Source organism: Coleofasciculus sp. D1-CHI-01, from assembly GCF_040218875.1.
Lineage (GTDB): Bacteria > Cyanobacteriota > Cyanobacteriia > Cyanobacteriales > Coleofasciculaceae > Coleofasciculus.
In genome coordinates, this window is record NZ_JAVJQP010000169.1 from 30,855 (window position 1) to 51,152 (window position 20,298).

The 20,298-nt window shown below is 45.9% G+C and carries 13 protein-coding genes; 8 read left to right on the forward strand and 5 right to left on the reverse strand.

Going from position 1 to position 20,298, the window contains the following annotated elements:
• Window positions 1–255 precede the first annotated feature (255 nt).
• Window positions 256–3,177 carry an NACHT domain-containing protein gene (locus RIB93_RS29355; RefSeq protein WP_446378343.1) on the forward strand — a complete coding sequence of 974 codons (2,922 nt, stop codon included), beginning with the start codon at window positions 256–258 and terminating at the stop codon, window positions 3,175–3,177.
• Between the two features lie 425 nt (window positions 3,178–3,602).
• Window positions 3,603–4,241 carry a Uma2 family endonuclease gene (locus RIB93_RS29360; RefSeq protein WP_446378345.1) on the forward strand — a complete coding sequence of 213 codons (639 nt, stop codon included), beginning with the start codon at window positions 3,603–3,605 and terminating at the stop codon, window positions 4,239–4,241.
• A gap of 379 nt (window positions 4,242–4,620) precedes the next feature.
• Here RIB93_RS29360 and dprA read toward each other — a convergent pair whose 3' ends face one another.
• Entirely contained in the window at window positions 4,621–5,745 is a 1,125-nt protein-coding gene (dprA, locus tag RIB93_RS29365) for a DNA-processing protein DprA (RefSeq protein WP_446378347.1), read from the reverse strand.
• Window positions 5,746–6,060: 315 nt separating this feature from the next.
• Here dprA and RIB93_RS29370 point away from each other — a divergent pair, with 315 nt between their 5' ends.
• Entirely contained in the window at window positions 6,061–7,146 is a 1,086-nt protein-coding gene (locus RIB93_RS29370) for a Fe(3+) ABC transporter substrate-binding protein (RefSeq protein ID WP_446378349.1), read from the forward strand.
• Window positions 7,147–7,380: 234 nt separating this feature from the next.
• Here RIB93_RS29370 and RIB93_RS29375 read toward each other — a convergent pair whose 3' ends face one another.
• Window positions 7,381–7,638 carry a transposase gene (locus RIB93_RS29375; protein WP_446378351.1) on the reverse strand — a complete coding sequence of 86 codons (258 nt, stop codon included), beginning with the start codon at window positions 7,636–7,638 and terminating at the stop codon, window positions 7,381–7,383.
• On the opposite strand from RIB93_RS29375, the gene RIB93_RS29380 reads away from it, so the two are divergent.
• A complete protein-coding gene (locus RIB93_RS29380) occupies window positions 7,531–7,770 on the forward strand; it encodes a hypothetical protein (protein WP_446378367.1) in 240 nt (79 codons plus the stop codon). The genes RIB93_RS29375 and RIB93_RS29380 overlap by 108 nt on opposite strands.
• A gap of 149 nt (window positions 7,771–7,919) precedes the next feature.
• Here the strand turns inward: RIB93_RS29380 and RIB93_RS29385 are convergent, their stop codons facing one another.
• Both RIB93_RS29385 and RIB93_RS29390 read right to left on the reverse strand, forming a co-directional pair.
• Window positions 7,920–8,885: a phosphoribulokinase gene (locus tag RIB93_RS29385; protein ID WP_446378353.1), complete on the reverse strand. Its 966-nt coding sequence runs from the start codon at window positions 8,883–8,885 to the stop codon at window positions 7,920–7,922.
• Window positions 8,886–9,108: 223 nt separating this feature from the next.
• Window positions 9,109–9,459: a 4a-hydroxytetrahydrobiopterin dehydratase gene (locus RIB93_RS29390; RefSeq protein ID WP_446378355.1), complete on the reverse strand. Its 351-nt coding sequence runs from the start codon at window positions 9,457–9,459 to the stop codon at window positions 9,109–9,111.
• 417 nt (window positions 9,460–9,876) lie between these two features.
• Between RIB93_RS29390 and RIB93_RS29395 the strand changes: the two genes are divergently transcribed.
• The 4 genes from RIB93_RS29395 (at window position 9,877) to RIB93_RS29410 (ending at window position 18,202) form a co-directional block, all read left to right on the forward strand.
• Window positions 9,877–10,035, forward strand: coding sequence for a hypothetical protein (locus RIB93_RS29395; RefSeq protein ID WP_446378357.1), 159 nt, complete (start codon window positions 9,877–9,879; stop codon window positions 10,033–10,035).
• Between the two features lie 43 nt (window positions 10,036–10,078).
• Window positions 10,079–11,323 (forward strand): PQQ-dependent sugar dehydrogenase, encoded by a 1,245-nt coding sequence (locus tag RIB93_RS29400; protein WP_446378359.1) that lies wholly within the window; start codon window positions 10,079–10,081, stop codon window positions 11,321–11,323.
• 224 nt (window positions 11,324–11,547) lie between these two features.
• On the forward strand, window positions 11,548–17,013 hold the full coding sequence (locus tag RIB93_RS29405; protein WP_446378361.1) for a PAS domain S-box protein: 5,466 nt from the start codon (window positions 11,548–11,550) through the stop codon (window positions 17,011–17,013).
• 88 nt (window positions 17,014–17,101) lie between these two features.
• Window positions 17,102–18,202, forward strand: a complete 1,101-nt coding sequence (locus tag RIB93_RS29410) for a hybrid sensor histidine kinase/response regulator (protein WP_446378363.1) — start codon at window positions 17,102–17,104, stop codon at window positions 18,200–18,202.
• 254 nt (window positions 18,203–18,456) lie between these two features.
• Here RIB93_RS29410 and RIB93_RS29415 read toward each other — a convergent pair whose 3' ends face one another.
• Entirely contained in the window at window positions 18,457–19,353 is an 897-nt protein-coding gene (locus RIB93_RS29415; RefSeq protein ID WP_446378365.1) for a lipid kinase, read from the reverse strand.
• Between the last annotated feature and the right edge of the window lie 945 nt (window positions 19,354–20,298).

Below are 20,298 nucleotides of genomic sequence, written 5' to 3' on the forward strand. Positions count from 1 at the left end.
GGCAATATTGATTCCTTCTGCTTTAATGGAGTTTTTTTAGGTTGGGTTTCGACTTCGCTCAACCCAACCGACTAACCCCTGCACAGCGCAGCGGAAATACTTGAACAGCTTCGTAGATAGGATGAAGCAATGTAGAGACGTGCCATGGCGCATCTGGGAAGATGTTAGCTGTTCAGTTATTTCTACCTTCTTGCACTAGACGAAAAAGCAGATACCCTAAAATGGTAAAAATACGTTTCCTGTAGGAATTGCACCATGGTGGAACCGGGGACAGCTTTGAGTAGTGTTGTCGCTTTAGTTAAAAACTTAGAACTCAAGCAGATTTGGCTGAAACTACAGCAAGAAAATCTGGAAGAGTACGTTAACGATTTTTTCAAAGACTGCATCCCAGAGGGGGTACTGTTAGCCTCACCGCATGTCCTCAAAAACGCCTTACTTGAAGCTTTAGCCAAATTCTTGACAACAATCGAAGATGAACTATTTGAATGTGACTTAACTGGCGCAGAAATCCGCGACACCTATCAAGTAGCAATTGAGCAGTTTATCCGAGATGATGACGTGAAACCGTTATTGGGAAAAGCCTTTGAGAAAAATTGTCGCGTTATCGACGCCAATCAATTAAGAAGCATTTGGGTACAGCGCTATTCTCCCGATATGCCGACTGGGTTTAATTGGGATGGGGTTGCCAAGCAATATGTTAAAGATGTGAGACGCATTGTTAGGAATTCGCCAGAGTTAGAGGAACTGTTAGAATTAGAGATTCAGGAATCCATAGAAGAAAAGGTTCGAGAAATTGCCGGAGTTTCTCCCGATTTTAATTTAACCAAATATCAAGAAGGCTTACGGGAACGCTACAGCAATTTAAACCTATCCAGTTTAGACACAACAGGCTGCGCCTATAACCAACTGAAACTCTGGCAAGTCTTCATTCCGCAAAATGTGCGACAAGTTCATCAGATAGTCCCCCAAGTCTATGAACTCCCCAAAGAACATCAACGGCGACTGCGAGAGAGTAATCAACTTGATACAGAGATATCCATCGAAGAGTTAACCGAATATAAACAGGTTTATTCTCAACAGCCGATTTGTTCTATCAGAGAAATTATTCAAGATAAAGATAACTATCCCTATCTGGTGATTCTCGGTGATCCGGGTTCAGGTAAGTCTACCTTGTTGCAATATTTGGCATTAGATTGGGCAAATTCTACACCCAATGATGCCAATTTCCAGCCGATTCCCCTGCTGATTGAATTACGCACCTATATGCGGAATCGCGATGCGGGACAATGTAAGAATTTCCTGAAATTTTTCCATGATAGTAGTGGGATTGTCTGTCATCTGAATCAGCATCAACTGGTGGAACAGTTAAAAGCCGGAAATGCTTTGGTGATGTTTGATGGCTTAGATGAGGTATTTGATCCGGGAAAACGAGAGGATGTAATTACTGATATTCATCGCTTCACCAATGACTATCCTGATGTGCGGGTAATTGTCACCTCTCGCGTGATTGGCTATAAGCCGCAGCGGTTACAAGATGCCCAGTTTTATCACTTTATGTTGCAAGATTTAGAGGCGGATCAGATTCAGGACTTTATTACCCGTTGGCATGATTTAACCTTTACTGATAAAGCTGATAAACAGAGGAAGCGGGAACGGCTACAACGGGCAATTAACACCTCAAAAGCGATTCGCGAACTGGCTGGGAATCCCTTATTGCTAACCATGATGGCAATTTTAAATCGTAATCAGGAATTGCCCAGAGATAGACCGGAATTATACAACCAAGCCTCGCGAGTATTGCTGCATCAATGGGATGTAGAACGGGCGTTAGTGGAACATCAGCAGTTAGAGATTAAAACCCTTGATTATAAAGATAAACAGGCGATGTTGCGTCGGGTAGCGTATCAGATGCAAGCAGCAGAGAAAGGGTTGGCGGGTAATCTGATTGCGGCGGATGAGTTAGAAGGAATTTTGACAGATTATCTGAAAACCCTAGATATTAATAATTCCAGGGCGGTGGCTAGGGTGATGATAAAGCAACTGTGGGAACGTAATTTTATATTATGTTTCATGGGGGCGGATTATTATGCCTTTGTGCATCGGACATTTTTGGAATATTTCTGCGCCTGGGAATATGTTTGGCAGTTTGAGAAAGAACGCAGTCTTTCTCTAGAGGAGTTAAAAACTGAAGTTTTTGGCAAACATTGGTGGAATCCATATTGGGATGAGGTGCTGTGTTTAATCATAGGGATGATTCAGCCACAATTTGCTGGTCATGTCATTGAATATTTGATTGAACCACCTGACGCAGATGAATGGCATACTGATTCTTCACACCTATTTTTTGCAGCTAGGTGCATTTCAGAAGTGAGAAATCGGGTTGACATTAAGGAAACTTCTGACAAACTGCTCGACCGACTGAAAAGTTTGACTGATGATCCTGATGATCCTATGGAAAAAGAAGAAGCAATTAGAGTGATCGCAACTATATGGAAAGATGCCCCGGAGACATTAAATTTGCTCAAAGCTATAGCTCAGTCTGAGCGCTATTGCTATCATGATTATACTCAATTGATAGCAGTTGAGGGATTAGCAGAGAACTGGAAAAATGATCCTGATACTTTTCCCCTACTGATGGAAATGGCTAAGTCAGATGAGAATGGTAATGTTGGAAATGCAGCGATACAAAAACTACTTAAAGGCTGGAAAGATGAGCCAAACTTTTTGCCCGTCCTTAAAACATTGGCTCAGTCAGCTAAGCATTGTCGTGTGCGAGAGACCGCGATGCGAGAATGGGCACAAGGCTGGTCATCAGACTCTGATATTTTGCCCGTCCTGAAGACTGTTGCTCAGTCTAATGATCATTGGCACGTCCGAGCAGCAGCATTGGAGGAGTTAGCACGAGGCTGGAAAGATGAAGCTGGGATATTTGAATTTATATGCGATCGCGCCGTCAATGATCCCTATCCTTTAAAAGATGAGACAAATCCTTTAAAAGACGAGATAAACAAGACACCTAATCCTCGGCAAATAGCACTTGAAATCATTATCAAACAATATCCTAACCATCCCCAGACTCTAGCCTTGCTGCGCGACAGAGCAGAAAATGAGCCTGATGAGAAAGTTAGAGAGTTTGCTCATAAAAAATTGGCACAAGTAGAGAATAAAAAGAGTTAAATATGCTATGACATTAGTCATTAAATCTATGTGTATAATCCAATTTAAACAACGTTAGTGTTAAGTGAAATGGCACTAACTTTAGAGTTTGTAGTCAGCGCTTTAGCGCTTCTGGCACTAAAGTGCCTACTACGAACTTAAATCAGCGACATTCGTTTTAAATGTGTAGGGGCGGGTTTCACAACTATCTTTTTGGTTGCACCCAGATGTGACTAAACCCGCCCCGACTCAAATGTTTAGACCTCCCCTGAAAACCAAGGGCGACCCGATTAAATTGAATAGATACAGTTGTCAATTTATGCAAGCGGGTCGCCCCTACAGGAGAATCTTATTAGAGAGGCAAATTTTGATACAATTTAATCAATATCCCTCAACGACAACACAACAACATATAACTAAGTAAATTCTACTTAGGTTTTAAGACTATGACACTCGCCAAAGAAGAAATCATTTATCCCTCTAGTGATGGTAAACCCATGGCAGACAGCACCCTTCAATATCAATGGATTACCAAAATCCAAGGCGGCTGTGATGCTTTATTTAAAGATGACCCGAATGTCTTTGTCGCCGGAGACTTACTTTGGTATCCAGTTGAAGGCAATAACACCATCTCCCAAGCGCCGGATGTAATGGTTGTGTTTGGCGTACCAAAAGGCGATCGCCGTTCCTACCTACAATGGCGCGAAAATAATATCCCGCCGCAGGTTGTCTTTGAAATCCGTTCCTATCACGACAGCCAGACTAAGATGGATAAAAAACTGGCATTTTATAACCGTTATGGTGTCGAAGAATATTACCTCTATGATCCAGACAATCAAGATTTGAGAGGGTGGCAAAGAATAGAAGGACTACTAGAAGTCATTGAACCCATGTCCGGCTGGGTCAGTCCGCGCTTAACAGTGCGATTTGAATTAACCGAAGCAGGGTTAGAATTATATCGACCAGATGGACAACGATTTTTGTCCTATTTGGAATTAGAACAACAGCGAGAACAAGAAGCGCAACGGGCTGAACGATTAGCAGCAAAATTGCGAGAGTTGAACATCGATCCAGATAGTCTTTAAGGCAATTTAGAGGTTTGTTTGTAGTTGCGCTGTCTTCGCCATAAACGTTCGCATCGTTTACTACAAAAGTTATGGTGCGTTACGCTACCCTACCCTTCGGGAACGCTGCGCGAACGCTAACTTCCAGCCCTCACCCCCAGCCCCTCTCCCAAGCTTGGGAGAGGGGAGCCAGAAGGGAGCGGTGTAGAGACTAATATGACACGTATGGGAGTATTAGTTCCCCTTCTCCCACCCCCCTCGTTCCCCCCTGTGAGGAGGGATGACAGAGGATGCTTCGCTTTTGTTTCAAGGGAGTTGGGGTTAGGGGATGAGGGGGAAATGCGGGTACACAACCCAAAACCGGGCGCACGTCTGTGCGCCCCTACGATAAAATAATTTATCAATTTCGCCGATATAACATCCCCGGTAACTGCGACACTAACCCCTCTAATTCCAACTGCAACAAAACACCCGAAACCTCCGCCACTGTCATCCCGGTTTCCTGAACAATCACATCCAAGGGCGTCGGTTCAATCCCTAAAACCTGAAACACCTTTGCCAACTCTGGCGCTAACTTCGGCGTCGCTTTAACCGATTCTGGCTCAAATAAAGACAACTGTTTCCCGCTATCCAATTCCGGTATTGCCCCCAACATCTCTAACAAATGCCCCTCACTCAAAATCACACTTGCTCCCCGATTCAATAATCCCAAACATCCCACCGCATTGGGATTATCTAACGAACCCGGTAATGCATACACATCCCGACAAAACTCATTGGCTTGATACGCCGTAATCAACGCCCCTGATTTCGTTGGCGCTTCCATGACTAAAACCGCCCGACTCAACCCGGCAATAATCCGATTGCGTTGGGGAAAGTGGGGGCGATTTGGCTTGGTTCCTGCCGGATATTCACTTAATACTAATCCCTCTTCTACAATTGTCTGGTACAGTAGCTTATTACGGGGTGGATAAATCACATCAATTCCTGTGCCAAAAACCGCTACCGTTCTCCCACCCGCCTCTAAACATCCCTTGTGGGCTTCGGTATCAATCCCGGCTGCCATTCCAGATACGATAGTAAAGCCCTTTTTTGCCAGCGCTGTACTAATTTTCCTTGTCCAACGCTTGCCATAATCCGTCGGTTCACGAGTTCCGACGATCGCAACCATGGGTTTCATTCCCTGATTTTCCTGCTGATCCACCTGTCCGCGATAGTACAATACGGGCGGCGGACTGGGAATTTCTAACAATAAGCGGGGGTAGTCCGGATCAGCAGGTGTCCAGAAATAGGGATTTTTGCTACAGTGTTGTTCCAGAAACTGTTGGGGATTGAGATGCGATCGCGTCTTCTCCACAGCCTGAACCAATTGCCGCCCAAACCCCTCCACCTGACCCAATTCTTGCACTGGAGACGCCCAAGCCTTTGCTAACGAGTCAAAATGCTGCTGTAGGCGTCGCAGTAATATTGGTCCTACACGCGGGACTTGTGACCAAGCTAACCAATAAGCGCGATCGTCTGGCAATGGATTGTCCTCCCTATCAGTACATGTAGCACTACGAGGATACGTTAGGACATCAGTTTATCCCAAGAGGGAACAGGCAACAGGGAACAGTATCGTCAGGATAATTAGAACTCAATTAAGAATTAATTGCATTAACAGGTACAATAATCATTTGTCCACTCTAGTGCAGCGTAATCAACCTGAGTGAACCCTGGGCAAATCAGGTCGCCCAATCCCAGATAGGCTCAGATAGTTAGCAATCTGGCAACGGGTCACAAAGGACAGCGATCGCGGCTCACTGGAACTCAACCCAAATCACAACAAGACTGGTCATTAATGAAAATTACTAGACGTAGTATAATCGGACTCTGCTCTGGACTCGCCCTGTTAGTCGTTGCAGGCTGTTCAAATCCCAACGAACCCGCCGATACAGCAAGTACAGATGGCGCAGCCGATAACACAGCTGATGCAGGAGAAATTAACCTTTACTCCGCCCGTCATTATGACACCGATGATGCCCTCTACAACAACTTCACCGAAGAAACGGGGATCGAGGTGAACCTAATTGAAGGAGACGCCGATGAGTTGATTGAACGGATCAAGAGTGAAGGCGAAAACAGTCCAGCCGACGTCTTAATTACCGTTGACGTGGGACGCCTGTGGCGGGCGCAAGAGGAGGGATTGTTGCAACCCATTTCCTCAGAAACCTTAGAATCAGCCGTTCCTGCCAATCTCCGTGATCCCCAAGGAGAATGGTTTGGGTTATCCAAACGGGCGCGAATCATTGTCTATAACAAAGAGAACGTTCAGCCAGAAGAACTCTCCACCTACGAAGCCTTAGCCGAACCCGAATGGAAAGGACGAGTGTGCATCCGCAGTTCCGAAAATATATACAACCAATCCTTAGTCGCCTCTAAAATCGAAGGCAAAGGAGAACAAGAGACAGAAACCTGGGTCAAAGGCTTAGTCGATAACTTTGCCCGTCCCCCGGAAGGCAATGACACGGCGCAAATTAAAGCCGTAGCTGCTGGTCAATGTGATGTCGCGATCGTTAACCATTATTATGTAGCCCGTCTCAAAAAATCCGATGCGGCGGAAGATCAAGAGGTAGCGGAACAAGTCGGCGTGTTCTTCCCCAATCAAAGCGCCGATGGGACTCATGTCAACATCAGTGGTGGCGGTGTGGTTACCAATGCGCCGAACCAAGAGAATGCGGTCAAATTTTTAGAGTACCTGGTGACGCCAGAAGCCCAGGAAATCTTTGCCAATCAAGCGAATGAGTATCCTGTCGTGACGGATATGGAACCCAATCCTGTTGTGGCTGACTTTGGCGACTTTAAGGAATCAGAATTAGATGTCATCAGTTATGGGGAAAAGAACCCAGAAGCGGTTAAGCTAATGGATCGGGCAGGTTGGAAATAATCCTAATCCTTTACTCCCCCTTTTTCTAAAAGGGGGATTCTGCGGAACTCACATTCCACATATCCTGAGAGAATAGCTCTAATTGTCTGGCTCTCCAGTAATCAGGGTGATAAGTTTTCTTAATAAAAGAGTTTAGCTCCTTGGCTCTAGTCTTGGCTCGGAACGATAGTGGAGAGTCAAGACTACTCTTTTCAAGGCAAGCCGAATGCTTTTTGACAAGCCTGTAGAATTGTTCTAAGAGCAGCAGCCTAGTAAACGAGAACGCAAGTTATTAAAGTTGGTTAAGCCATAACCCAAGCGCATAACTAGTCTAATTTTATTGTTAATTCCTTCCATAACTCCACTGGTCGTGCCACTAATAAAGTAGTTACATATTCCGGGCAAGTGTTCTCGAATAGTCTGAGCCGTTTTCCCGTAAAATATCTGAGGAAAACCCCGCCCATCAAAGAAGTTTTTATAGGCGGTGTTCAACCGGGCAATATTGCGTTGCAATACGTCCGAGTCTATGGGTACGTTGACGACCGAGACGTAAATGCTGCCATTAATATCTTAATGAAAGTTCCCTGTTGCGCCGTTTTTGACGATGCAGCAGGTCAATGGGTAAGCTTCGGCTTTAGTTCTTAAACTGCAATAGAGTCCCTGGATAAACTGTTGATGATAGGTTTCAATTCGGTCAGCCAAACACCAGTTGTAACTGCTCTTGTGAAGTTATCATAAGGCGTTGATTCGTTCACTCTCCCTTGGGAAAGCTTAATTTTTGCCTGGGGGAAATTTCAGGTTAACGCGGGTTCACTGGATTGATAAATATGAGCCGCTTTCAGCATGTGATAGGTAATCAACAATTGAGTTAAGGCTAAGGGATAACTCTGGAGTGTTTCCCCTGTGGTTCCCGTAACCTTACCAATATTGGGATCACCTTCTAATGTGCAGTATTTACCCAAGTAAGGAATTTCACTACATAAAATCCGCTCTAATTCCCGCACCTGTTCCTCTGTCGCATGACCATCAACTTCCAGGACATCAACAGGTTTACCCATATCTCGGTCTAATTCCAGACGAATGGCTGTACTTAGATGGGATTTGCTGGGACTGAGGAGTCGGGTAAAATCTGGATGAGGAATCGTCGGTCTGAGGACTAACCGCACATTTAACATTAAATCACTCTGTTCGTCAGATAATTCGTCAGGAGGATAGAAACTGACAACAATATCTGACCACTTACGCTGGGGACGGATAAATTCCTCCGAATCCGGTTCCCGTTTTCTCAACTGTTCGAGTACCTGTTCATCCGTATACCCTCGCTTGCGGGTATCTCGCTTAACTTTCCACTCACTCCGCAGCGATTCTGGGGGGGCTAAAAATACCTTGACATCGAAGCACTCACGCGCCAAACGAGTAGAATATCCCAGTAATCCTTCAACAATCACAAATCGGTGGGGTTGAATATACTCTGGGGGTTCAAAGGTGCCAGTGTTGTGGTTATAGATGGGTTTGAGAATCGATTGTCCCGTTCGCAGCAAACCCAGGTGCTGCTGCATGATATCTAGATAGTTACAGTCAGGATGGAGGGCTGAAATCGCTTTTTGCGCCCGTTGCTGACGATCATAGCGGTGGTAATCATCGGTACAGATGATGGTGACTTCATCTTCACCCAATATTTGAGCAATTCCTCGTGTTAGCGTTGTTTTGCCAGCAGCGCTATCACCGACAATACCGAGGATAATAGGGCGATGAGTCATAGGTCTTCGATGATTACTAAATTTAAGGAACTCCTGATTCGTATAATTCTAGGTGGGAAGGGGATATTTGTCATTGGTCTTTTGTCATACTCACTTCGCGAGAAGCAAGCTACGTCTTTTGTCATTCGTCCTTTGTCATTCGTCCCCAGCTTCCCCGGCTTCCCCAGCTTCCCCGGCTTCCCCGGCTTCCCCAGCTCCCCCAGCTTCCCCAGTCCCCTAAACCTCATCCAGCCATCTGGCTAGCAATATCATCTGTTTTTGCCGCCATGATAAAGTCGTTTTTGTGTAAGCCGGAGATGGCGTGAGTCCACCAAGTCACAGTGACTTTACCATACTCGGTTAAAATAGCGGGATGATGTCCTTGTTCCTCGGCGATTTCACCCACACGGTTGGTAAAGGCGATCGCTGTTTTGAAATCGGGAAATTCATAAGACCGTTCTAAGTGGGCTTCCCCTTCTGGCTGAATTAGGTTCCAGTCGGGAATTTCCGGTTTCAGTTGGGCGATCTCCTCTTGGCTAACGGGGGATGAATTCTTGGTGCAAGCTTCGCATTTTTGTTGGTTTAATTGAGCCATCGTGATTATCCTTGTAACTGCCAATCACTTTCACATACCCAACTTTGTCAGAGCATCTATCTGAGGAGGAATGCCACGCTTCGCGCCGACTACGAACCTAGCTTAGGAAAATTTTAGAAGGGGGGTGACACCCCTAATCCCAAAAATGATATAGTGTGATAGATAGATGCACCCTGATAATTGGGAGAGTCCTTTGAGTGGCTCTCTTTTTTATTGGTTACTGATGAAAACCGCTGATCCACCTTTACTCCAGCAAAAATCACAAAAAATGTGGGAGTAACCAGAAGAGGAAGAGAGAGCGATCGCTAGTGATACTTAAGTTGAACTGACGTACATTGTCATGCCCACAGAGGCGCGTGAATCCTTACTTAAAAGTAAATACAGTATATAGCTTTTACTGACACCGAATGATAAAAAATGACTGTATCTACAGCGATGACTCACTCTCCTTTCAACCAACTTGTTAAAAACCTTTTTCAAACGACTCAGCAAGTTGATGTTGCGTTCAATACCCTCAAGGAAAAAGCTACTGAGATTAATGATAAGTACGATCCGCGCTCTTCCAGCATTTTATAGTGGGAAATACACCCAGACATACCACATCAGACGGAATATCATTATGAACTTCAACATCGCTCGCCTGATCCAAGGAACTGGGAGTACGATCGCACTCGTGACACTCACCAGTTGTGCATTTCCCCCTCCATCCGATACCGCTACCGTTTCCCCAACTCCACCCGAATCGGAGGATTCCGCCTCATCGCCCGATGTAACAGTGTCGGCTGATTCAGTCGCCACTCCTCAAGGTGTCCAGAAAACCACCGTCATAGAAGGGTTAGATCATCCCTGGGGGATGGCATGGTTACCCGATGGTGCGATACTGATTACGGAGCGATCGGGACAACTGCGAATTGTCCGCGATGGGGTACTTGATCCCACACCAATCGCTGGGGTGCCAGAGGTTTTTGCGGTGAAGCAGGGTGGGTTAATGGATGTCTCGCTTCATCCCCGCTTCTCTGAGAATTCTTGGGTTTATCTCACTTATTCCCACGGCACGCGCCAGACTAATCATACACGAGTTGCCCGTGCCAAATTTGATGGTAGCGCCCTCAGTGATGTAGAGGTAATTTTCCAGGTATCTCAGCTTAAATCGGGGGGACAGCACTTCGGTTCCCGCATTGTTTGGTTACCTGACGATACCCTGTTAATCGCGATCGGTGATGGGGGAAATCCACCCGTTCAACTCGACGGTGATTTAATCCGTAAACAGGCACAGAATCGCCGCAGTCATTTGGGTAAAATTATCCGCCTCAACGACGATGGTACCGTGCCAAGCGACAATCCCTTCGTCGAATCCCCAGACGCTGATCCAGCTATCTGGAGTTACGGACATCGCAATATCCAGGGACTCACCTTCGATTCCCAAACCCGTCGAATTTGGTCTACGGAACATGGTGCTAGAGGCGGCGATGAACTGAATCTGGTGGAAGCGGGAGAAAACTACGGCTGGCCCCTCGTCACCCATAGCCGAGAATATTCTGGGGGAATCATTTCCAATCAGCAGTCTCGTCCAGGAATGGTCGATCCCAAACTCATCTGGACTCCAGCGATCGCACCATCCGGTCTGGTTATCTATGATAGCGATCGTGTTCCCCAGTGGCAGGGTGATTTATTTGCGGGAGGATTGGTTTCGCGGGATGTCCGCCATATTGAACTTGATGAATCCGGCAATGTCGTCAATGAGACATCCATCGATATCGGTCAACGGGTGCGGGATGTGCGCCAAAGTCCGGATGGACTATTGTACATTCTCACCGATGAAGCCAATGGACAACTGATCCGCATCGAACCAATTCCTGGCTAACTATGCTAGAGGTAAACTTATCGGCGACGGGTTTAGTTATAGCACTACGCACTCTAGTTAGGACAAATGAAGAAAACATCAAATCGCTTGGGTGCTTTCGTAAACGATAGTCGTGAAACCCGCCCCGACAAACCATACCCTCTTTCCAAAGCGAGGGGTCAAAACTCAAAACTTCCTCATACGTTATATATGAGTGGAATCAGCTTTCGGATGCAGCACCTAGCATGGATAGCAACCTCGCCCAACCTCGACTATCTCGCCGGATCTCGATTTCCCGTCAACAAAAACGCCAGTTGATCCTGGCGATTCCTGTCACCTGTCTAGTCACCTCACTCGCCACGTTTGGCTGGTTGCAATTCCAAACCGCCCAAGCCGAAGCTAGGTTACGACATACCCAACGGGTGCGTCTGGAAACAAAAAGCTTACACTCCGATCTCCTAGAAGCCGAAACTGCTGTCCGAGGGTATGAAATTACCCGCCGTCAAGACTTTCTGGATCGCTATGAATCCGCGATCGCACAAATTCCAGTAACTCTGGATCAATTGCGTCAACTCATTGCCCAGGAACACGCCCAAACCCATCGCCTGCAACGGATTCGCGAATTAACCACCGCTAGAGTTAGCTTACTTCAACGCAATCTCCGACTTGTGAATTCCCAACCGGAAACCGCTACAGACTCCCCAGAATTCATCGATCAACTGGTGGAGGGGAAGCAAGTCATGGATCAGCTTAACGATAAAATCCAGCAGTTTCAGATTGTTGAACAAGAGGAAGAGACGCAACTCAAGCAAACATTAGACCAACAGCGCCAATTGACTGGGGCAATCTTGGCACTTTCAGCGATGATCGGTATCGGTGGTTCCCTGATCGCCGCTTACCTATCCTACCGTTTAGAACACCATTTACAAAAGAGCGATCGCCGTTGGCGGGAGAGTGAAGCCCGTTATCGGGCAGTCGTGGAAAATTTCCCTAATGGGGCGGTGCTTCTATTTAATCATGAATTACGCTATTTACTGGCGGATGGGAGTGGTTTAGCTAGTATCAGTTTATCCAAAACCCAATTAGAAGGGAACACCATACAGGAATGCTTACCAACCCAAACCTATACCCAGCTAGAACCCATGTATCGCCAAGTCTTAGCGGGCGAAACCGTTACCCGTGAGATGTCCTTTGGCGATCGCATTTTTATTATCCATGCCCTACCCCTGAGAAACCAAACGGGTGAACTGATGGTAGGTATGGTTGTAGCTCAGGATATCACAGAGCTTAAACAGTCAGAACAGGCACTCTATCACGCCAATCGCGCCCTGCGAACCCTGAGTGAATGCAACCAGGCTTTAGTCTTGGCTACCGATGAATCCACCTTATTGCATAACATCTGCCAAATTATTGTAGACTTTGGTGGCTATCGTTGTGCTTGGATTGGATTTGCTCAACAGGATGATGCCAAAACTGTGTGTCCGGTTGCCCAAGCGGGGTATGAGACGGGGTATATTGAAGCCTTACAAATTAGTTGGGCAGATAATGCATACGGCGTTGGACCGACTGGAACCGCGATTCGCACCCAAGAACCCAGAATTATCCAAAATATTCTCACTGATCTGAGTTATCAACGGTGGCGAGATGCGGCGAGTCAACAGGGGTATGCGTCATCCATTGCTTTGCCCTTAATTTTAGAAGGAACCTGTCTGGGGGCGTTAAATCTCTATGCCAGTGAACCTGACGCCTTTGATCCAGCCGAGGTGAGATTACTCACCGAATTGGCAAATGACGTGGCTTATGGTATCTCTGCATTGCGAACCCAAGTGGCATTGCGCCAAAATAAACAGCGTTTAGATAGTATTCTCAATGCCTTGGATGATGTCGTCTGGTCAATCTCCGCGACGACAGAGGAGGTACTTTTCCTCAATCCAGCCACGGAAACAGTCTATGGGCGTCTGGTACAAGACTTTTTTGATCATCCTCACCTGCGGCTAGAGGGGGTTCATCCGGATGATTATGCCCAGGTTAGTTCCTTTCATCAACAGTTACTGGTACAAGGTACATATAGCCTAGAATATCGGATTCAGCGACCGGATGGAGAGATTCGTTGGCTTTATGATCGGGGACGGGTGACTTATGATCAGGAGGGTCATCCCCTGCGACTGGATGGGATTGCCTCTGATATTACCGATCGCAAACAAGCCGAGGATGCCTTGCGGGTTAGTGAGGAACGCTGGCATTTAGCCCTGCGGGGGAATAATGATGGCATCTGGGATTGGAATGTGAAAACCAATGACGTTTTCTTTTCGCCTCGTTGGAAGGAAATGTTGGGCTATGAGGACAATGAAATTCCTAATCATCTAGATGAATGGTCGAAACGAGTCCATCCCGATGACCTCGAGTGGGTGATGGGGCTGATTCAAGACCATTTTGATCACAAGACTCCTTATTATATTAGTGAGCATCGCCTCCTGTGTAAAGATGGCTCCTATAAATGGATTCTGGATCGCGGACAAGCCCTGTGGGATGACCAGGATACCGTGGTGCGGATGGTGGGTTCCCACACCGATATTAGCGATCGCAAAGCGGCAGAAGCGGCACTGCGAGACAGTGAAGCCCGGTTTCGTGCCATGTTTGAGCGGAGTAAGGCGATTAAATTGTTAATTGATTCGGAAACGGGGACGATTGCGGATGCGAATTGGGCGGCGGTTAAGTTTTATGGCTATTCGCGATCGCAATTAATCACCAAAACGATTACGGATTTCAATTGTCTGCCATTGCCTCAAGTTCAGGCAGAGATGAGACGGGCAAAATTAGAGGAACGAACCTATTTTGTCTTTCCTCACCGTCTGGCGTCGGGAGAGATTCGAGAGGTGGAAGTGTATTCCAGTCCGATTGAGATTCAAGGACGTACTTTTCTGGTTTCGATTATTCATGATATTACCGAACGCAAACAAGCAGAACGGGCATTACATGATAGTGAAGAACGCTTCCGGGCTATCTTTGAACAAGCCTCGGTGGGGATTGCCCTTGTCACACATTCTTCTGGCGAACTTTTGCGGGTGAATCAACGCTACTGTGAGATTACCGGGTATCCTGAATCTGAATTAGTGGGGCGGCGGGTACAAGATATTACTCACCCGGATGATCGGGAACACAATATTGAGTATTTACAGCAGTTAATGTCTGGGAAAACGTCCACCTATGCCACGGAAAAACGTTATATTCGTAACGATGGAAACTGCCGATGGGTCTATATTTCCATCTCGCGGGTGTGTGATTCAGAAAACAAACCCAACTATGCCCTGGCTGTCGTCGAAGATATTAGCGATCGCAAAGCGACAGAAGCGGATTTGCGGGATAGTGAGGCGAAGTTTCGGGCATTCTTAGAATCGGCATCCGAAGCGATTATTGTCACTAATGCCCAGGGAGAAATTATTGTCTTTAATGCCAAAGCTGAAGAGTTATTTGGCTATAATCGCACCGAGGTATTTGGGCGCAAAATTGAATACTTAATGCCGCCACGCTATCACTCTATCCATACTGATCATCGGGCGGATTATCTTACCCATCCCAGTAAACGTTCCATGGGGAAATCCCAGGATTTATATGCCAAACGTCAGGATGGAACTGAATTTCCCATTGAAGTGGGGCTGAGTACGATTCAAACCAAGCATGGCACATTTGTGATTGCCTTTCTCACCGATATTACCGAACGTCAGCAGGCGGAACATGAGATTAAACGCCTCAACCAGAAGTTAGAATCTCAGATTCGGGAAACCGAGACGCGATATGCCCAAATTGTGGAACTTGCCGAAGAAGGAATCTGGGTCACCGATGTCCAAGGGAATACGACTTACACCAATCAGGCAATGGCACGGATGTTGGGGTATACCGAGGTGGAAATATTAGGACATGCGATCGCGGATTTTCTCACCCCTGGAGATAACCGTTTCACTCCCGCTTCAAGTATCCCTCTAAATCCAAGCCAGGTTCATCGACAAGAGGTTGAATTACGCACGAAAACCGGAAACAATATCTGGGCATATATGTCCACCAGTCCGGTTTTAGATGACCAGGGAAACTTATTATGGTCTTGTGCCTTAGTTTATGATATCACCGAACGCAAGCAAGCTGAAAAACAGTTACGCGAAAGTAATGAACGGATTAGTTTAGCCAATGCGGAATTAGCTAGGGCGACTCGGTTAAAAGATGAGTTTCTGGCAAGTATGAGTCATGAGTTACGCACCCCCTTAAATGCGATTCTGGGGTTAGCGGAGGCACTCCAGGAAGAGGTGTATGGTTCGTTAACTCCTAAGCAGCGCAAATCATTGGCGACAATCGAACAAAGTGGCAAGCATTTGTTAGAGTTAATTAACGATATTCTGGATCTGTCTAAAATTGAGTCAGGCAAAATGTCTCTCTCAGTTTCCCTTGTCTCTGTCGATAGTCTGTGTGAATCGAGTTTGACTTTTATTAAACAGCAGGCGCAGCAAAAAAATATTCGACTCGATTACCACATTGCACCGGGCTTAAGCGAGATTGAAGTGGATGAACGGCGCATCCGCCAAGTGTTAGTTAATTTATTAAGTAATGCGGTAAAATTTACGCCTGATGGGGGTAAGGTATCGTTGCAAGTTACCACTGATCCTGATGGTGAACAGTTGCAGTTGAGTGTTACGGATACGGGGATTGGCATTGCCCCAGAAAACCTGGATAAACTGTTTAAACCCTTTGTCCAATTAGATAGTAGTCTCTCTCGTCGCTATGCGGGGACTGGGTTAGGGTTGGCGCTAGTGCGGCGAATTGTGGAATTACAAGGGGGGAGTATTGCCTTGGAAAGTGAGGTGGGGAAAGGCAGTTGCTTTACGGTAATGCTTCCCTGGAAACATCCGAGTCGTATCGGGGAAAGACTGAAGCAATCTAAACTGATGGTTAAAGAATTACCACCGATTCACAAAGCCTTAGTGGTGGAAGATTCAGATGCTTCAGCTAATCATATTGCCCGGTATCTGGGAGAATTAGGTATCACTGTTTTGATTCATCCCCAAGGGGAAGGGACGATTGATGCGGTGCAGACGTTTAACCCGGATGTGATTATCTTAGATATTTTACTGCCGCATATTTCCGGTTGGGAGGTGTTGGTGCAGTTAAAGGAAAATTCAGCCACTCAATCTATTCCCGTTGTTGTGGTTTCTGTTGTCGATGATCCGACTCAAGCTTTAGAATTAGGGGCGTCTGACTATTTACTTAAACCCATTTCTCGTCCCCAGTTACAATCAGTCTTGAGTCAGTTGTTTGCCACACCGCCGGAGACAACTCCGCCTGTGGTTGAGGAAAAGTTACCGTTAATTTTATTGGCAGAAGATAATGAGGCAAATATTGTCACCTTGACCGATTATTTACACAGTAAAGGGTTTCGGGTGGTTTTAGCTAGGAATGGGATTGAAGCGGTACAACAAGCCCAGAAGTATACACCGGATTTAATTTTAATGGATATTCAAATGCCAGAAATGGATGGATTAGAATCAACCCGCCAGATTCGGGCGGACAGTGATTTATCTCGGATGCCGATTATTGCGGTGACGGCGTTGGCTATGCCGGGCGATCGGGAAAAATGCTTGGCAGCAGGGGCGACGGAGTATATGGCGAAGCCGATTCGCTTGAAAAAGTTGGTGACGCTAATTGAACAGTATCTGCATCGGTAATATAGACCTCAAACTCTTACTGTTCCCTGTTCCCTGATCCTTCCTAATCTCAACCGTTAACTTTTATTGTCCCTACCTACTTAAATCTATGGTTAACCTAAATCAAAATACATCTATCTTAATCGTGGATGATGATCCGAATGCCTTTGATGTGATTGAAGCCCATCTCTATCGAGAAGGGTATGACTTATTTTATGCCGCCAGTGGTGAAGAAGCGTTAAACCTGCTCGACTCGGTGGAACCGGATGTCATCTTACTGGATGTGATGATGCCGAAGTTAAATGGGATTGAGGTATGTCGCACGATCAAATCCGATTCCCATTGGAAACACGTTCCCGTGATTATTGTAACGGCACTCAACTCTAAAGAAGACTTGGCGCGATCGCTAAATGCAGGTGCTGATGATTTTATCACCAAACCTGTCAGTGGAATTGAACTGCGGGCAAGAGTGCGATCGATGTTACGGATTAAGCAGCAATATGATGCCCTAGAAGCGACGTTGCGTATGCGGGAAGATTTATCGAATATGATCGTCCATGATTTGAGAAATCCGCTGACTAATATTTTACTCTGTAGCGATTTGCTGTTGCAAAGTACAGGCAATGACAAAGATTTACAGCGATTGCAAATTATTTCTGACTCGAGTCGCGAACTCAACTCCATGATCGATAACTTGCTCATGTTAGCGAAAATGGAATCCGGTAAAATGGTTTTGAATCAGACTGATCTTGATTTAAATCAATTAGTGGCTGACGTGATTTTCCAATTCCAAGCCATTGCAGAACATAAAAAGATTAGACTAATAGGTAAGCTTGCCGAAACCCCATCTTCTCTTTGTCTGGATATAAATTTATTTCATCGCGTTTTGGAGAATTTAATTTCTAATGCGATTAAGTTCTCTCCCCCAGAAAGTTTAGTCATTGTCGCCGTAAATTCTCCCAATGAGTCGGTATCCTCCAATTTCCCCAACGCCCAAGCCAAGCTTCAGATTATTGATTTAGGTCCAGGAGTCAGTGAAGAACGCAAACACCATATTTTTGACAAATATGAAGTGGGAGATTTAATCAGTGGCGTGTCTCAAATTGGTTTGGGTTTAACCTTTTGTAAAATGGTAATTGAGGCGCATCATGGGAGAATATTCGTCACAGACAACCAACCCCAAGGTTCAATCTTTACAGTAGTTCTTTAAGGGGGAGCTGGGGAAGCTGGGGGAGCTGGGGGAGCTGGGGAAGCTGGGGGAGCTGGGGGAGCTGGGGGAGCTGGGGGAGCTGGGGGAGCTGGGGAAGCTGGGGGAGCTGGGGAAGCTGGGGGAGCAAGGGGTACATTTTTCTGATAGCGGTGCAAGGTTTTTGATGAGTTTGATTCTCTTTCCTGGAAGATGAGCCAATGTCAATGCTACTCAAAGTATCGATGGCTAATGGTTTTTGGGTGGTGCAGCAAGCTCTATCTGGGAACCAAAACAGATATAACTTGCGGAATCACTCGAAAGGTTGCTGGTGTAGAGGTGGTAATTTCTCCATCCGTATTAATAGAACGAGGTTTGCGAGTATAGATTTCAAATTCCGTATCGTGGAGAGTCCGGACTCCAGGTAAATCCGTGTGGCGTCCCTTCCATAATGCAGGAAGTATCAATAAAATATGCCACCAATGACGCATTTCTAAACTGTACAAATCCAGTTTATTATCATTAATTGTGGCATCATGAAATACGGTCATTCCCCCACCATAATGCCGCCCATTCCCGATAGCAATTTGAATTGTTTTGATATGAATAGATTCTCCATTAATGCGAATTTCTGCCCGAAACGGTCGTGCTTTCCAAATCACTTTTAATGCTGTAGCTAGATAGGCGAAAATTCCCCAGCGACGTTTGGCATCTTTGGTGAGGCGCTGAGTAATTTCTACACTCAACCCACAACTAGCCACATTAAAAAAATATTGATCATTAACTAAACCTAAGTCTATTCTCTGATATTGACCCGTAGCAATGACTTGGCAAGCTTGGGGTAAAGGAATGGGAATGTTCAACGTCCGCGCCAAATCATTCGCTGTACCCAAGGGTAAAATACCTAAGGGTAACTGAGTATCTACTAACCCCTCTATCGCCGCATTCAGCGTACCATCACCACCACCAATGATTACCAGGTCTACTTGATGGTGATAGTGACGGATTATGTCCGGAAGCTTGAGTGGATCTTCGGTTAATTCTTCTAGTACAATAAAGCCTAGTTGATTCAGTTGACGAATGGCTTCGGCTAGATTCTCCTGTCCTTGACGAGATTTATGGTTGATTAAGAGTAATGCTGTTTTCGGCGGCAACTGGAGATGGTCATTTGTCATTTGTCATTTGTTTATGTAAGGGTTTGAGGACTTCTTAGAGAATTGGTGGAGTGTTGGGTGTTTTTCCACCGACCTACTTATTACATTTTATCGGTTTGATGCGATCGCACCTCTTCTAACGGGTGGATATTGCCATTCCCATTCCACCCGTTGTCTTTTTTTTGTTCAGGCATTCGATGCATTAAATGGCTTGTTTGTCAAATCGGCGGCAAAATGAGTCTAGGCAATTGGGTAATGCAACATGCTTGTAGCATTTAATAGTTGGCGACAGGAAAACGAAAAAAATAACGCATTATCAGGCGTTGAAGCGTTTGCGGCTGAAAATTGGCACTAAAGTGAACCCAATACAGGATTCAAATAACATCATACTACATCCTCAAACCCTGATCAAATCATGATTTAGCCGCGACGTTTTCGGGCAGGCCTAAATCCGCGTTGCTTTAGTAACTATTTTGATTTAGGAGGAGTAACGCTTTCCCCAGTAGCCTATTCCCAAACGCCGCAGTTAGGAGAGGCTAAAGTTTTTGCACCTTCCTTTACCGAATGATATAGTGTTTGATAAGGACGGTTACGCCTACATTTCAGATTCTTAACGTATCCCCGTAGTGCTATTTTGGGAAAAGTGACCTGTGATTGCGTCTTCAGATACGGATAGATAAGAATAGGCGATCGCTCTCTGCTTGGCGCATTCAAACCCCAATCATCGTCTTGTAGGGGCGACCCGCTTGGTTTAATTAACAACTAGAGAAACAGGGCGGGTTTACTCACATTGAGGTGCAACCGAAAAGATAGTAGTAAAACCCGCCCCTACAGACGAACCCTGACCCATTCTTTCTAGTTCGATTGCTGGAGAACCTCACTAGCTGATATTCCCTCACCCTGAGACCCAAAATACCACAGGGCGGCGGCGGCTTCTGCTTGTGTGACTGGCTTTTTCGGTTGAAA